Source organism: Palleronia caenipelagi (genome assembly GCF_007004065.1).
Taxonomy (GTDB): domain Bacteria; phylum Pseudomonadota; class Alphaproteobacteria; order Rhodobacterales; family Rhodobacteraceae; genus Palleronia; species Palleronia caenipelagi.
On sequence record NZ_VFSV01000008.1, the window covers coordinates 51,994 to 67,086 of the forward strand.

12 protein-coding genes and 2 pseudogenes are annotated in these 15,093 nt (G+C 63.0%); 7 read left to right on the plus strand and 7 right to left on the minus strand.

Annotation, left to right across the window (positions count from 1 at the left end):
• Positions 1–16 precede the first annotated feature (16 nt).
• The 7 genes from FEV53_RS06455 (at position 17) to FEV53_RS06485 (ending at position 8,538) form a co-directional block, all read left to right on the plus strand.
• Entirely contained in the window at positions 17–805 is a 789-nt protein-coding gene (locus FEV53_RS06455; protein WP_142833999.1) for an HpcH/HpaI aldolase family protein, read from the plus strand.
• An 18-nt stretch (positions 806–823) separates the two neighbouring features.
• Entirely contained in the window at positions 824–1,711 is an 888-nt protein-coding gene (gene glxR, locus FEV53_RS06460; protein ID WP_142834000.1) for a 2-hydroxy-3-oxopropionate reductase, read from the plus strand.
• A 3-nt stretch (positions 1,712–1,714) separates the two neighbouring features.
• The gene (garD, locus tag FEV53_RS06465) at positions 1,715–3,223 is read left to right on the plus strand and encodes a galactarate dehydratase (RefSeq protein ID WP_142834001.1); all 1,509 of its coding nucleotides are present in this window, start codon (positions 1,715–1,717) and stop codon (positions 3,221–3,223) included.
• A 39-nt stretch (positions 3,224–3,262) separates the two neighbouring features.
• Entirely contained in the window at positions 3,263–4,246 is a 984-nt protein-coding gene (locus tag FEV53_RS06470) for an SMP-30/gluconolactonase/LRE family protein (protein ID WP_142834002.1), read from the plus strand.
• A gap of 67 nt (positions 4,247–4,313) precedes the next feature.
• Positions 4,314–4,769, plus strand: a complete 456-nt coding sequence (locus FEV53_RS06475; protein ID WP_142834003.1) for a CreA family protein — start codon at positions 4,314–4,316, stop codon at positions 4,767–4,769.
• Between the two features lie 140 nt (positions 4,770–4,909).
• Complete coding sequence (locus FEV53_RS06480) at positions 4,910–5,935, plus strand: TAXI family TRAP transporter solute-binding subunit (RefSeq protein ID WP_185962124.1); 1,026 nt, start codon at positions 4,910–4,912, stop codon at positions 5,933–5,935.
• Positions 5,875–8,538 (plus strand): hypothetical protein, encoded by a 2,664-nt coding sequence (locus FEV53_RS06485; protein WP_142834005.1) that lies wholly within the window; start codon positions 5,875–5,877, stop codon positions 8,536–8,538. The genes FEV53_RS06480 and FEV53_RS06485 overlap by 61 nt, the downstream gene beginning before the upstream one ends.
• Here the strand turns inward: FEV53_RS06485 and FEV53_RS06490 are convergent.
• The 7 genes and pseudogenes from FEV53_RS06490 to FEV53_RS06520 form a co-directional block, all read right to left on the minus strand.
• On the minus strand, positions 8,535–9,104 hold the full coding sequence (locus FEV53_RS06490; protein WP_142834006.1) for an RraA family protein: 570 nt from the start codon (positions 9,102–9,104) through the stop codon (positions 8,535–8,537). The genes FEV53_RS06485 and FEV53_RS06490 overlap by 4 nt on opposite strands.
• Positions 9,097–9,804, minus strand: coding sequence for an alpha/beta fold hydrolase (locus FEV53_RS06495; RefSeq protein ID WP_142834007.1), 708 nt, complete (start codon positions 9,802–9,804; stop codon positions 9,097–9,099). Before FEV53_RS06495 ends, FEV53_RS06490 begins: the two co-directional genes overlap by 8 nt.
• The gene (hisD, locus tag FEV53_RS21430; RefSeq protein WP_142834008.1) at positions 9,801–11,387 is read right to left on the minus strand and encodes a histidinol dehydrogenase; all 1,587 of its coding nucleotides are present in this window, start codon (positions 11,385–11,387) and stop codon (positions 9,801–9,803) included. The genes FEV53_RS06495 and hisD overlap by 4 nt, the downstream gene beginning before the upstream one ends.
• A complete protein-coding gene (locus tag FEV53_RS06505; protein ID WP_142834090.1) occupies positions 11,362–11,862 on the minus strand; it encodes a VOC family protein in 501 nt (166 codons plus the stop codon). Before FEV53_RS06505 ends, hisD begins: the two co-directional genes overlap by 26 nt.
• A 9-nt stretch (positions 11,863–11,871) precedes the next feature.
• A pseudogene (locus tag FEV53_RS06510) lies at positions 11,872–12,750 on the minus strand (carbohydrate ABC transporter permease); the annotation flags it as partial.
• Positions 12,750–13,778: pseudogene (locus FEV53_RS06515) on the minus strand (carbohydrate ABC transporter permease). The pseudogenes FEV53_RS06510 and FEV53_RS06515, both read right to left, overlap by 1 nt.
• A 63-nt stretch (positions 13,779–13,841) precedes the next feature.
• Positions 13,842–15,071 (minus strand): ABC transporter substrate-binding protein, encoded by a 1,230-nt coding sequence (locus FEV53_RS06520; RefSeq protein WP_142834009.1) that lies wholly within the window; start codon positions 15,069–15,071, stop codon positions 13,842–13,844.
• Between the last annotated feature and the right edge of the window lie 22 nt (positions 15,072–15,093).

Below are 15,093 nucleotides of genomic sequence, written 5' to 3' on the forward strand. Positions count from 1 at the left end.
ACCCTAAGGGATTTTCATGCGTGCAAACAAGCTGAGACAGATCTGGGCATCGGGTGGCGCCGTGGTGAATGGCTGGCTGGCGGTGCCCAACAGCTTTTCCGCCGAGACCATGGCCCATCAGGGCTGGGACAGCCTGACCATCGACCTGCAACACGGTCTGGTGGACTATCAGGCCGCCGTCACCATGATGCAGGCAATCTCGACCACCAACACGGTGCCCGTGGTGCGGGTGCCGTGGCTCGATGCGGGCCACCTGATGAAGGCGCTCGATGGGGGCGCCTATGGCGTCATTTGCCCGATGATCAACACGCGCGAAGATGCCGAACGCCTCGCCGCGTGGACCCACTATCCGCCCCGTGGGACCCGCAGCTTCGGGCCTGTCCGGGGGCTGCTCTATGGCGGACCGGATTATCCGTCCGCTGCCAATGACACGATTGTCGTCTTTGCGATGATCGAGACCCGCGCGGGACTCGACAATCTCGAAGAGATTCTCGCCGTTCCGGGCATCGACGCGGTCTATATCGGCCCGTCCGACCTGTCGCTGGCGCTGGGTTGCAGCCCGCTCTTCGACGATCTCGACCCGCCCGCGGCCGAGGCTGTCGAGTATATCTGCGCCAAGACCCGCGAAGCGGGCAAGATCGCGGGCATCCATAACGGAACCCCGCAAGCCGCGCTGAAGCGCGTGGAGATGGGCTTTCAATTCGTCACTGCAGGCGCCGATGCGCGGCTGTTGGCCACCGGCTCGCAGCAGGCTCTGTCGGTCATGCGCGACGGCATGCCGACGGGTGACGGCGGCGGCTACTGACATCGACAGGAGACTTCTATGAGCAAGCTGGGTTTCATCGGTCTGGGGATCATGGGCACGCCCATGGCGCGGCATCTGATCGACGCGGGGCATGAGCTGTTCCTCTACACCCGCAGCGGCGTTCCTGCCGATCTGACCGGGGCCGGTGGCACCGCCTGTGACAGCCCCAGCGCCGTGGCTGAGGCCGCCGAGATCACCTTTGTCATGGTGCCGGACACGCCCCATGTGGAGGAAGTCCTCTTTGCCGGGAACGGCGTTGCCTCTGGCCTGTCGGAGGGCAAATGCGTGGTCGATATGAGCTCCATCTCACCTATCGCCACGAAGGATTTCGCCGCCCGCATCGCCGAACTCGATTGCGACTACGTGGATGCACCCGTCTCGGGCGGCGAGGTCGGGGCCAAGGCCGGGACGCTGACCATCATGTGCGGAGGCACCGAGGCCGCTTTTGCCCGCGTGCAGCCGTTTTTCGAGATCATGGGCCAGAATATCACCCATGTGGGCGGCGTCGGGGACGGGCAGACCTGCAAGGTCGCCAACCAGATCATCGTCGCCCTGAACATCGAGGCGGTGAGCGAAGCACTGGTCTTTGCCGCCAAGGCTGGTGCTGACCCGGCGAAGGTCCGGCAAGCGCTCATGGGCGGGTTTGCCTCGTCGAAGGCGCTGGAGATCCACGCTGAGCGGATGATCAACCGGACCTTTGACCCGGGCTTCCGCATTGAGCTGCATCAAAAGGATCTGAACCTCGCCCTGTCCAGCGCCCGCGCGATCGGTGTCAGCCTGCCCAACACCGCCACGACGCAGGAATTGTTCAACGCCTGTGTCGCGAATGGCGGGGCCGGATGGGACCACTCCGGAATGGTCCGCGCGCTGGAGCTGATGGCCGGTCATCAAGTGGCCGAAGACTGAGACATGACACCCGCGCGGCTGATCCGGATGCTCCCCTCTGACAATGTGGCCGTGGTAGCAAATGAAGGCGGCCTCGCGGCGGGGACCGAGGTCGAAGGCATCACCCTCGCCTCGCATGTGCCACAGGCCCACAAGGTCGCGCTGACGGATCTGGCGCGGGGCGCGCGGGTCATCCGCTACGGCGTGACCATCGGCACCGCCCGCGATGCGATCCCAGCGGGGACTTGGGTGAACGAGGCGAGCCTCGACATGCCTGCACCTCCCGCACTGACGGGCCTCGCACGCGGGCCGGACCAGCCTCAGCCCGAGCCGCTGACGTGTTACACGTTCGAGGGCTACCGCAACGCCGATGGCAGCGTCGGCACCCGCAACATTCTGGCGATCACCAACACGGTGCACTGCGTCTCCGGCGTGGTCGATCACGCGGTCGCCCGCATTCGCGCCGAACTGCTGCCCCGTTACCCTCATGTGGACGATGTGGTTGCGCTCGATCACACCTATGGCTGCGGCGTCGCCATCGACGCGCCCGACGCGGAGATCCCGATCCGCACCCTGCACAACATTGCCCGCAATCCCAATTTCGGCGGCGCCACCATGGCGGTGAGCCTCGGATGCGAAAAACTGCAACCCGCGCGGCTTTTCCCCGAAGCGCTCCCCGATCTGGTGACGCTTCAGGATGAGAGCCATACGGGGTTCGAAGCGATGATCGCCTCCATCCTGACGACCGCCGAGCGGCATCTGATCCGCCTCGACCAGCGCCACCGCGAGACCTGTCCGGCCTCGGATCTGGTGGTGGGACTGCAATGTGGCGGCAGCGATGCGCTCTCGGGCGTCACCGCCAACCCGGCGCTGGGTCATGCGGCGGATCTGATCGTGCAGGCGGGCGGCACGGTGATGTTTTCCGAAGTGACCGAGGTGCGTGACGGTATCGACCAGCTCGTCCGGCGCGCCGCCAGCGACGAGGTGGCCGAAGCGCTCCTCTCAGAGATGGCGTGGTACGACGCCTATCTGGCGCGGGGACAGGCCGACCGCAGCGCCAACACGACGCCGGGCAATAAGAAAGGCGGCCTCAGCAACATCGTTGAGAAAGCCATGGGATCCATCGTGAAGTCAGGCTCCATGCCGATCAGCGGCGTGGTCAGTCCCGGTCGGCGGGCGGAGCAAAAGGGCCTGCTCTTCACCGCCACACCCGCCTCGGATTTTATCTGCGGCACGCTGCAACTGGCGGCGGGGATGACCCTGCACGTCTTTACCACCGGGCGCGGCACGCCGTATTCCCTGCCCCATGTCCCGACTCTGAAGCTCGCCACCCGCAGCGATCTGGCCCGGCGCTGGCATGACCTCATGGACATCGACGCAGGCCGGATCATCACCGCCGGAGAAACCATCGAGACCATGGGCCAGCAGATCTTTGAGACGATCCTGGCTACGGCGAGCGGCCAGAAGACCTGCGCCGAGCGGCTGGGGATCGGCAATCAGCTCGCTCTGTTCAACCCCGGCCCGGTGACCTAGGCTGATCCCACAGACCCACCCGAGCCGGAGCGTAACCCGATGGCCGATCTTGACCTGCCCCCCGATGACTGGCGCCCGTCGCTGCGCTATCCCGACCCGTCGGTGATATCTCTCGATCCGCGTTTTGACGCGCTGCGCTTGCCTCTGGCGGGGGTCGAGCGGCTGGCGAGCGACTGTCGGTGGAACGAAGGGCCCGTCTGGTTCGGGGACGGGCGGTATCTGCTGTGGAACGATATTCCGAGCAACCGCACCATGCGCTGGGACGAGGTGAGCGGACGGGTGGATGCATGGCGCGCGCCGTCGAATTTCGCCAACGGCCAGACCCGCGATCTGCAAGGCCGCCTCATCACCTGCGAACATGGCGGACGGCGGATGACGCGGACGGAGCATGACGGCACCATCACCTGCCTCATCGACAGCTATGATGACAAGCGGCTGAATTCCCCCAATGATGTGATCGTGAAATCCGACGGCAGCATCTGGTTCAGCGACCCGGTCTTTGGCATCCTGGGTAATTATGAAGGCCACCGCTCCGAGCCGGAGCTGGGTCAGAACGTCTACCGGCTGGACCCCGAGACCGGCGATGTGCGGGTGGTGGCGGACGATATTCTGGGGCCGAACGGCCTCGCCTTCAGCCCTGATGAGCGGCATCTCTATATCGTCGAATCCCGTGGCGTCCCCACGCGCAAGATCCTCTCCTACAGCGTCAGCGAAGACGGGCGCAGCCTGTCGAACAAACGGGTTCTCATTGATGCCGGTCCCGGCACGCCGGACGGTTTCCGCGTCGATGTGGAGGGCAATCTCTGGTGCGGCTGGGGGATGGGTGACCCGGATCTCGACGGGGTGATGATCTTTGCCCCCGATGGCACACCCATTGGCCGCATTGTCCTGCCCGAGCGTTGCGCCAATCTGTGCTTTGGCGGGCGCTCGAACAGCCGCTTGTTCATGGCCGCGAGCCACTCCGTTTACGCGCTGTACGTGAATGTCGCCGGGGCGCAACCGGGCGATCTGCTGCGCTGGTGAGGCATCTTCGGAACGATCTGGCTCCCGCCGCGTTTCCGGGCCAACAATTGCAAAGGTATCGACAGCCATGAAACAGCTCGCCTTCGCCGCCGCTCTGGCGCTCACCGCAACCGGGACCCTCGCCGAAGAGGTCGGCAAGGTCGATGTGGACTGGTTGGGCAATGACATCCTGATCGAAGCCTTCGCCGATCCGGATGTCAAAGGCGTGACCTGCCATGTCGCCTATTTCGACCGGGGCGTGATCGACCGCGTATCCAAGGGCAACTGGTTCGAGGATCCTTCGAACAGCTCCATCTCCTGCATACAGACCGGACCCATCGAGATTGGCGATATCGACCGCGACGACGAGGGCGAAGAGGTTTTCGGCAAGGGCCGGTCGATCGTCTTTAAGAGCCTCCGGGTCAAACGCATCTACGACGAAGAGAATCAGGTGCTGATCTACCTTTCCCACGCCCGCGATATCAAAGAGGGCTCCGCGAAAATGTCGATCTCCACGGTCGCGCTGAACCCTGCCACACCATAACGGGATGACATTCGGTCGCGTGACCCCCAAGCCACCCAAGAGCGATCCAATTCAACAAGCGCTCGGCGAAATTTCGACCGGAGGTTGACAATTGCACCTCTCCCCTGCCCGAATACTGTTGGATTATGTGGGGGAGAGTCATGAGGGTAACTTTACTGGCAGGGATGGTTTTCGGTCTTTCAGCGGGGCAGGCACTGCCTCAGTCGATCGATGCCAATATTTTGACGGGTGGCGCTTCGGGGACCTATATCCAGATCGGGCGGGATATTTCGGCGGTTTTGCCAGCCGATGGCGTGGATCTGATTGTCAACGAATCGAACGGCTCATTGGAAAATATTTACGGGGTTTATAAACGCCCCCAGACTCAATTGGGCATTGTGCAGAATGACGTTCTGGACTTCATCCGCAACCTTAAAGCGAGCGATGCCGAACTAAACAGCCTGGCGGCCAAGGTCCGGCTGGTCATGCCGCTTTATAACGAGGAAATCCATCTGGTCGCTCGGCCCGGACTGGCGGGGCTCTCCGACCTGTCGCAGGCTAGGGTCAGTGTCGGACCACAGGACAGCGGCAGCCAGCTCACCGCGTCGCTCCTGCTTGATGCGACCGGAGTGACACCGCGCAAAACGGTATCGCTGAGCACGACCGAGGCGCTCGAAGCGTTTCTGGCTGGCGACATCGACGCGTTCTTCTATGTCGGCGGGGCTCCCCTGAAGCTGCTGGCCGATCCGCGCCTGACGCCGGAGAACAGTCAGCTTCTGCCGCTGGATGATCCACGACTGGCCGACTACTATGTCTCCAGCACAATCCCGGCAGGAACCTACGCCTTTCAGCCGACGGATTATAATGGATTGGCGGTCAAAGCGGTGCTGATGACCTATGACTTCTCTTCCAACCCCAGCAGCTATTTCAAACAGTCCTGCGCGATTGTGACCGATGTGACCCGCGCTGTTTGGGAAAATATCGACGCGCTCAAGCAAAGCGGCCACCCGAAATGGCAGGCGGTCGACCTTCAGGACGTGCCGCCCGGCTGGGAGAAGGATGAATGTGTGCGCCGTGGAGAACAGCTCGCGACCGGTGGTGATACCGTCTTTAGCGACCCGTCCCAATGCGGCGAGATCGTCAACCCGATCACCCGGCAGCTCTGCCTGAGCCAGACGGCCAAGTGATGCAGGCGGCCCGGCCTCTCTCGATGGCGGAGTACCACCGCCTCGATGTCAGCCTCGAAGAGGCCGGGCCCTTCGACACGATGACTGCGGCAGAACTGGACGGGTTTCTGACCGCGATCTTCCTGCCGTCCTTGGGGGAACTGTCCCTGCGCGAGCGGCACCTCACCCGCATTTTCGGCCACGTTGACGCCGACCAACGGACACCTGATCCCGAACTGCGCCAAAGGGTCATCGCTCGGGCACAGCAGATACGTCACATGATCGGCGAGGGCGACGCCACCATCTTTATGCCCGACCGGCTGGAGCCACGGCGGGTAATTGCGGAATGGGTCAGCGGATTTGTCACCGGCATCCGTGCAGAGATCCGGGACTGGACGCCGCTATTATTGTCTGCAAACGCCAAGCTGCTTTTCCCAATTCTGCGCCATGCGCACGGGTTCCATCGCTTTGCCACAGTTACCCAGGCCCATCAGCAAATCGACGATGCGATCACCCAGATCACCCTGTTTCAGCTCATGCCCGAAGCTGGTGGACCAGTGTCTCACGCGGCCACTATTTTTCAACTTAATACGCTGATTTCCCAAGCTGAGGCAGCCCACGCACCACCCGTGCCCATGGTGCTGCCAACGGCTCAGACCGGGCTGGTGGCCCGCGCCCGGGGGCATGTCGCGCGCCACGCGACCCTCTATTCTTCGTCTCTGGCTGTCGGCCTTCTGGCAGGGGCTCTGGTGCTGTGGACCGGAGATCAGGATCCGGCGACTCCCACGGAGATCGCTGCTGTTCCTGCTCCCACCGAACAACAACTCGCCGCCCTGGCCACGCGTGATGCCCAGATCAGCGCGCTCGAAGCCGCCAACAGCGACAGCCAGCGCGCCAGAGATCAACTCGCAGCACGGATTGAGGAGCTGGAGGCGCAACTGCGCGACGCAGGATCGACCACAGCCGAAACCTCCGCGCTACAAAGCGCCCTGTCCACGCGGGACGCCCAACTGGCCGCCTTGAAGATCGACCAACAGGACCTCCTCGAACAGGTTCGATCACGCGAAGCCCGGATCGCCGAGAGCGAGCGTACAACCCGGTATCTCACGAGTGAAAACGCGCGCCTGTCCGATGAGAACAACGAACTGAACGGAGTCGTTTCCGCCCTGCGCAAAGAACGGGACGCTGCTCTCAGGTCAGTGCAGCAAAGCGAAGACGCTTTGGCGGCTTTGCAGAGCGAGACGGGGGTCCAACTCGGATCACTGGCCGGCCAGACCGACGCTCTGTCGACTCAGATCGCAGAGCTGACCGAGGCGCGTCAGGTCGCCCAAGAGAAGGCCAAAGCGGCGGAGGCCGAGCTCGCCGCGCTGAAGATCGATCAGAAGGATCTGCTCGAGCAAATCCGGTCCAGAGAGACCCGGATCGCTGAGAGCGCGCGCACAGCCACAGATCTTGCCGATGAGAAAACCCGCCTGTCCGATGAAATCAGCACGCTGAATGAAGTTGTCTCCACCCTTCGCGACGAGCGAGATGATGCCATACGGTCTGTGGACCAAAGCCAAGACGCTTTGGCGGCTTTGCAGAGCGAGACAGAGGTTCAAATCGCATCGCTGACCGGGCAAGCCGACGCGCTCTCGGAGCAGATCACAGAACTGACCGAGGCGCGTCAGGTGGCGGAAGATCGGGCCGAAGCAGCCGAGGCAGAACTCGCTGCACTGACAATCGACCGGACAGATCTCATCGGGCAGGTCCGGTCAAGCGAGGCCCGCATCGACGAGAGCGTCCGCACGGCGACGGATCTTGCGAACGAGAACACCCGCCTCGTCGGTGAAATCAGCGCACTAAACAGTGTCGTCGCCACCCTGCGCGACGAGCGAGACTCCGCCATCCAGTCTGTGAAGCAGGGCCAGAACGCCTTGGCGGCTTTACAGAGCGAGACAGAGACCCAACTCGGATCGCTGGCCGGGCAGAGCACCGCACTCTCAGAGCAGATCAGGGAACTGACCGAGGCGCGTCAGGTCGCCGAAGAGAAGGCCAAATCGGCGACGGCAGAGCTTGCCAAGCTCCAAACCCAGCATGCCGCTGAAATCGCCGAAGCGCGCTCTCGGGAACAGCAGCTCTCCGAGGGGCTGGCGGAGCGCGACGCGGTTTTGGCTGAGCTCGTTGCGGAGCGGAATGCGTCGCGTGCGGAGCTGCTTGATCTCCGTCAGGATTTTTCAGGGCGGGCCCAAATGTTCGAACAAGAAATCGCCAGCCTGACCGCCCGGAAAGACGAGTTGACCGAGTTGTTGGCGCAAGCCAATGCCGAAAACGACGCGCTTCTGGTGAAAGCGAATATTCCGGCGGCACGACCTGCCCTCGCCGCACCGCCGGTTGTATCAGTCACGACGGCGCCATCTGCCGAAACCGTCGAGACCTCCCGGCGGCGGGATCTGGCGACGCAGATCCAATCAGAACTGGCTGAGCGATACAGCCTCGGCACAGCGTCAGAGCGCGACGCATGGGTCGACGCCGTCGCGGCTGGCGCATCGATACAGCAGGCTTTTGAGGACGCGTTCGGAGATCCCCACCGGTTGATCGCTTTGCGCCTCTGCCGGGATTTCAGCGAGCTCTGCGGAGCCTAAGTTCCGGCCGCTTCGAAGTCAAAGTCCGGTTGCCGGGCTGAACCGAGGATCAGCGCTTCGGTATCGAGCCGCTTGTGAATAGCCCGATCCAGTTCCGCAACATGGGCTTCCGGGATAACCACCGCTCCGTGACGGTCGGCATGAACCAGGTTGCCATCGTCAACGGTCAGACCGAACACCGTCACCGACGCGCCAATATCGAGCACATGGACAAAGCCGTGGCTCGGCTCCACAGACCCCGCGATCACCGGGAATCCATCCGCCATGTCATCCAGATCCCGCATCACACCGTTGGTCAGCGCGCCAGAGAGGCCGAAGCATTGGTGGATCGTGGTATTGATCTCGCCCCAGAACGCGCCCACAGCCTCTGCGCAGTCCAGATGCCCAAGCACCGCGAGGGCCGGACGCGGGCCCTCTGCCATATGGCGGTAGCATTCCATCCGACGCGCCCGGATGACATCGGCGGGCTCAGTCGGAGGCGCGACAACAGCGATCTTTGCGGTCAGGGAGTTGCAGACGGAGGGCGTACCCACCCGGCGAAGCAAATCCAGCAGCGCGTCATTCATCGTCTGTCTCCTTCAGCCAGTCCCTGAGTGCGGCGATGGTCTCTTTGGAGCGTTCCAGTGTTGGCAGATGCCCGGCGCCTTCGATGACCACCAACCGCGGACGAGACAGGAGGTCGCGCATCAATTCATGCCGGAAGACCGGGCAAAGCGCATCGTCGCTCCCGCAGAGCACCAGCGCCGGACCGCCATAGGCGCGGAGCGCGTCGCATTGGTCCGGCCGGTCCATCAGCGCCTGCGACTGACGCAGGAACACGTCCGGCCCAAGCGACTCTGCCATCTCCATGCAGAGGGCCAGCACATCCTCGCGGCCGGCACCGGGGGCGAGGTAGTTCGGCTTCATCTCATCGCGCATCACAGCAACCAGCTCCCCTTGGCGGACCCGCTCCATCTGCGGCCGGCGCAGGGCGCGGATCTTGTCGGCCTCAGCCTTAGGGTTGGTACCAAGGAGCGCCAGACCGGCAACCCGCTCCGGCGCCTGCCGGACTACCTCCATGGCCACGATCCCGCCCATCGACAAGCCAGCCAGCGCGAAGCGGGGCGGGGCGTGGAGCAATATCTCAGCGGCCAGCGCCTCAACCGTGTCTGCCCCGGTGATCGGAGCGACCTGCACCGCGCGGTCCCGGGAGAACTCCGCGATCTGCGGCCCAAAGAGCCGCGCATCGCACATCATGCCGGGCAAGAGGACCAGGGGCAGGCTCATCCGACCAGCGCCGCCCCATCGGCCATCGCGCGAAGTTTCGCATAGGCGATATCTGGGTCCACCGCACCAAATCCCGCGAAGGTCCCAAAGCCGCAATCGCTGCCCGCCATCACTCGCTCCGCCCCAACGATATCGACAAAGCGCTCCAGCCGCTGGGCTATCAGCTCCGGATGCTCGACGAAATTTGTGGTGGTGTCCACGACGCCGGGCACGAGGATCTTATCGTCGGGGATATCGCCATTCCGATCGCGGAAGACGGCCCATTCGTGGCCGTGGCGGGGGTTCGAGGTCTCGAACAGAACATAGCGGGCCCTGGCCGACATCAGGGTGTCGAACATCTTTGCCATGGAGATATCGCAGCAATGGGGGCCTTCGTAATTGCCCCAGCAAATATGGATGCGCACCCGCTCTTGCGGAACGTCGCTCAGGGCGTGGTTCAGCACCTCCACATGACTGTCGGCGATCGTCACGAACTCATCGTCGCTGAGATCGTTGAACAGCATGTGCCGGGAAAGGGCCAGATCGGGGCAGTCCAGCTGCAGATCCAGCCCGGCGGCGACGATGGTCTCGTACTCCGCCTTCATCGCGTCCGCGAGGGCGGCCAGATAGGCGTCGCGGGTGGCATAGTGGTCGTTCTGCAAAAACAGCGAGATCACCCCCGGAGACGCGGCATTCATAAAGCCCCGCTCCGCCCCGTGCACAGCCATCGCGGCCCGCAGATTGGCGATGTCTTTCTCAAGCTCGCCCTGACCCTTCGACCGCACCTCGCCCACGCACATCTTCCACGAGTTCGTCACCAAGACCGCCGGGGAGTTGTAGCCGTGTTCGGCCTGCCCCAGCAGGTCGGTGGCGCAGATCTCCGCATCGACAGTGTTGTCCGCGATCACCATGGTCTCGGTCGGACCGGCAAAGAGGTCGATCCCGACACGACCGAACAGCTGCCGTTTCGCCTCTGCAACAAAAGCGTTCCCCGGACCAACCAGCAGATGCACGGGTGCGATGCTCTCGGTCCCGAGCGCCATAGCGCCCACCGCCTGAATGCCGCCCAGCACATAGATCTCATCCGCGCCGCCCAGATGCATCGCCGCGATGACCGCCGGGTTGGGCTCGCCCCGAAAGGGCGGGGTGCAGGCGATGATGCGGGGCACGCCTGCGACCTTGGCCGTGGCTACGGACATATGGGCGGAGGCAACCATGGGAAACTTGCCACCCGGCACGTAGCAACCCACCGATTGCACGGGAATGTTCTTATGCCCAAGGATCACACCCGGCAGCGTTTCGACCTCGATATCGGTCATGGAGGCGCGCTGGGCGCGGGCGAAATTCACCACCTGCTCTTGTGCGAATTTCATATCTTCCATGTCGCGCGGCGGGACCTTGGCTATGATCGATTTAATTTCGTCGTCGCTCAGCCGATAGCTGTCGCGGTCGTAGCTGTCGAATTTCATCGCCAGTTCGCGCACCGCCACATCGCCACGTGCCTCGATATCCGCGAGCGTGCTGGCCACGGCCTCGCGGACATTCGCATCATCCTCGGTCCTCTCCACCTCGGGCTTACTACGGTTGAGACACTCCTTTGCCATCGGAGTCTTCCTTTTCCTGTCCGTCCGCTGCGAGCAGCGACGGGTCAAACGCAACCAGTTCCACGGTGTTTCCCTCCGGATCGAGGCAGAACACGCCCCGCCAGCCGATCCAGTCAAAGACCTCGACCCGGTAATCGATGCCGTGATGCGAGAACCACCGCATGGCGTTCTCCTGCGCCTCATGGTCCACGGTCAAAGCGAGGTGATGCAGGGAGGACCCGGCGCCGGTCCGGGGTGCGTCACTGGTGTGGGGATGGATCTCGGCCCGCCCGGCGTCGCGGGCGAACAGCGCCAAAACCGCCGTATGCCCTCCATAGCCCGGCCCGATCCGGAAAAACACGATGCCGTCGTCGTCGGAGGATCCGCTGAGCACTTCCAGCCCGAGCACATCGCGGTAGAACGCCACCTGACGCCCAACGTCTCCGCATCGAATGGCGATCTCGCCCAGCGCCTTGATGTCGAAACCCCGCTCCATGACCCGTTCTCCCTTCACTGCGCCTGCAGTGAGACCGTAAACGATCTGGCGCTGGAGGAACATCACCCGAATGAACAGCGGCGCGGGTGCGGAGACCACGGCGGCGACGGCGAACATGACGTTGCCTTCGGTCTGGGTCGTCCCGAGAAAGGCCGCGATCTGCGGGATCATGGTCCGGTGGCTCTCGGCCAGCAGCATCGAGGTCACGGCAAAATCGTTATAGGCCAGAAGGAAGCTGAACAGCCCCGTGGTGATCACCCCCGGCCACATGACCGGCACGATGACCAGCCGGAAGGCCTGAAACTGCGAGCACCCGTCCACCTTGGCGCTCTCGTCCAGCTCCTTGGGAATATTCTGAAAGAAGCTGTGTAGCATCCAAAGGGTAAAAGGCTGGTTGATCGCCACCAGCACGATGATGGTCGTGGGCAGGATGCCCCAGAGGTTCCACTCAAAGAATGGCAGCAGATAGCCCGACACGAGGGTGATCGGCGGCATGGCGCGGAAAATCAGCGCGGTGATCAGCAGCCAGAACGTGTAGCGGTAGGAGGACCGCGACAGGGCGTAGCCACCCAGCGTGCCAATGGTCAGCGATGTGCAGACCACGAAGAAGCAGACGATGAAGGTATTGATTGCGGGCCGCCAGAAACCCTCTGCGACCCAAGCGCCGTAGTAACCGGCGCCGGTAAACGGGCTGCCATAAGTCTCTTCGGTGTTCTTGCCCGTCAGCGCATTGGTCCAGTCGGAGATAGAGAAGAAATCCAGCTCGACCTTGAACGACCCCCAGAACGTCCAAAGGAACGGGAATGCGGCGATGATCAGCCAGACAATGATGAAGACGTTTGTGGCGATCCGCAGGCCGAGGGGTGCGCGTTGCGCTTTGGAAGCCATCAGTGCGTACTCCTGGAATCCCGCCATGTGCGGATGAGAACCGGTGACAGCAGAACCGCCACCCCGAGGATTGTCAGAACCGAGGTCGCTGCAGCGGCGGAGAGCTGGCGCGTCTCGCCACCCAGATCGTTGAAGATGATCCATGACAGGGACGTGGCATGGGCCTGCGCGTTGAACCCGACGATCTCCTCGAACACCCGGAAGTTATCCATCAGCTTGATCAGGGTGACGAAGGTCACGAGCGGCATCAGATGCGGCACCACCACCAGACGCAATTGCTGGAACCGGCTGGCGCCGTCGATCTGCGCCGCTTCGATCTGGTCTTTGGGCAGGGTCTGGAGACCGGCATAGAAGACCACAAAGGCGAAGGGCGCCGAGTGCCAGATCCCGTAGATGATGATTGCGATCCACATGAGCGGCGTCGAGGCCTTCAGCGAGAGCTGCGGATCGCCCGTCAGGTAGATCATCAGATTGCCGATGACGCCGCGGCTGTCGATCATCCAGAACATGATCAACGCCCCGATGATCGGCGTGACGATCATAGGCAGGAGTGAAAAGAAGATCGCCAGCCCCTTGAGATGGCGGTGCAGGGAATTGACCGCCACCGCGATCATCAGCCCCAGCAGGATCAGCAAGGGGACGGTGACGAACGTGTAGACCAGCGTAAAGCTCATGGCGCGGTAGAAGGGCAGGTTTTGCAGCTTGCCAAAGAAAGCGCCCAGGCTGTCGCTGCTCCGCCACGCCTCGCCGACCTCGGCGACCGCCAGATGGCCCCGGTCGAGATAGACATCCAGCCCGATGAACCGGCCCAGCGGTGCCGCGTCCCGCAGCGCACGGGTGGCCTCCTGATCGACCGTGGTTTCCTTGGTGCAGCCCACCAGCGGGGTGCAGTTCTCGACCACCTTCAGCACAGCCTCATGGGGGGCAAAGAGGGACTAGGTCACCACTGATACGATCGGCGCGGCGATGAACAGGAGCATCGCCAGACCTGTGGGCAGAAAAAACCAAAAGAACGTGCGGTGCTTCATCGGATCGGGGTCTCTCGACGGAACGGGGAAGGCAGGGGGCCCTGAGGTCCCCAGCGCGGTGGCTTACTGGAGGTAGCCGTTTTCCTTGGCAGCAGCGGTGTAAGCGGCCTCCACATCGGCCAGCGCCTGCTCCGCACTTTCCTTGCCCTGCATGAAGTCCGACAGCTCATTGCCGAGCGCGGTGTGCATCAGCCCCATATAGGGCAGCATCGGATAGGGCTTCGTCCCCATCTGCGCGGCGGCAAAGACGCCCTTGGCAGCTTCGGTCCGCTCATAGCCGGGGATCAGCCATACGGCCTGCTTCGCCACCTCTTCATCGTCGAGGATCTCCGGACGGATGGCATAGCTCAGCGCTTTGAAGGTGGAGGCGGCCTCGTCGTCAGAGACGTTTTTCGCCACGGTCCAGCCATCCCACCACAGGGTCGATGCGGGGATCTCGCCGCCGCCGACAGTCATCGGTCCGGCAATGGCCATGCCGTCAATGACCTCCTGCGGCACGCCCTCGGCATCGGTCAGGGTCGCGGCCCGGCTGCCCCACATGTTCATCAGCGCCACATTGCCAACGCGGAACTCGGCATTGGTGGCATTGCTGTCATGGGTCAGGAAATCCGGGTTCATGTACTCCGACAGCGACTTCATCATGTTGAGCGCATTCACACCGGCCTCGGTGTTCACGCTCGGATTGGCGGTCCCGGCCTCGAAAAACTCGCCCCCATAGCCGATGAACATGTTCACGAACTCTTCGGCGAGGTTCCAGCCCGCCGCATAGGCGCCGCCGACCGGGTTATCCATCAGACCCTTGTCACGGATCATCTTTGCGGCGGCGAGCATGTCTTCGTAGGTTTTCGGTGGCTCGACCCCGATCTCTGAGAGCACATCCGCGCGGTAGACCAGATGCTGGGCGTTGGCCATGAAAGCCACAGCCATCACATCATCGCCAATGCGGATCAGCTGCTGATCGCTCAGCCGGTCGCCATGGGTGTCGACCAGGTCGTTGAGGGGGCGGATCACGTCTTCGTTCATCAGCGCGACGATCGAGGAGTTGGCGATAATCGCCGAGGTATACTCCGCCGGATCGCCCTGCATGCCCGCCAGATTGATCTTCTGGTGGTCGGCCGTGAGGTTCGTTGTGACCTCCGCCCCGGAGCAGTCCTGTGCTCCCGCGCCGACCGTCTGGATCGCGGGGAATTCGTTACCCACGATGCTCACGCGCGCTGTGATCTCACACTCGGCAAAGGCGCCGCCTGCGGTCAGAGCCAGAACTCCGGCGGTAGTCAGGCTTCTCAGAAACATGTTGTCCTCCCTGTTTCCTTTT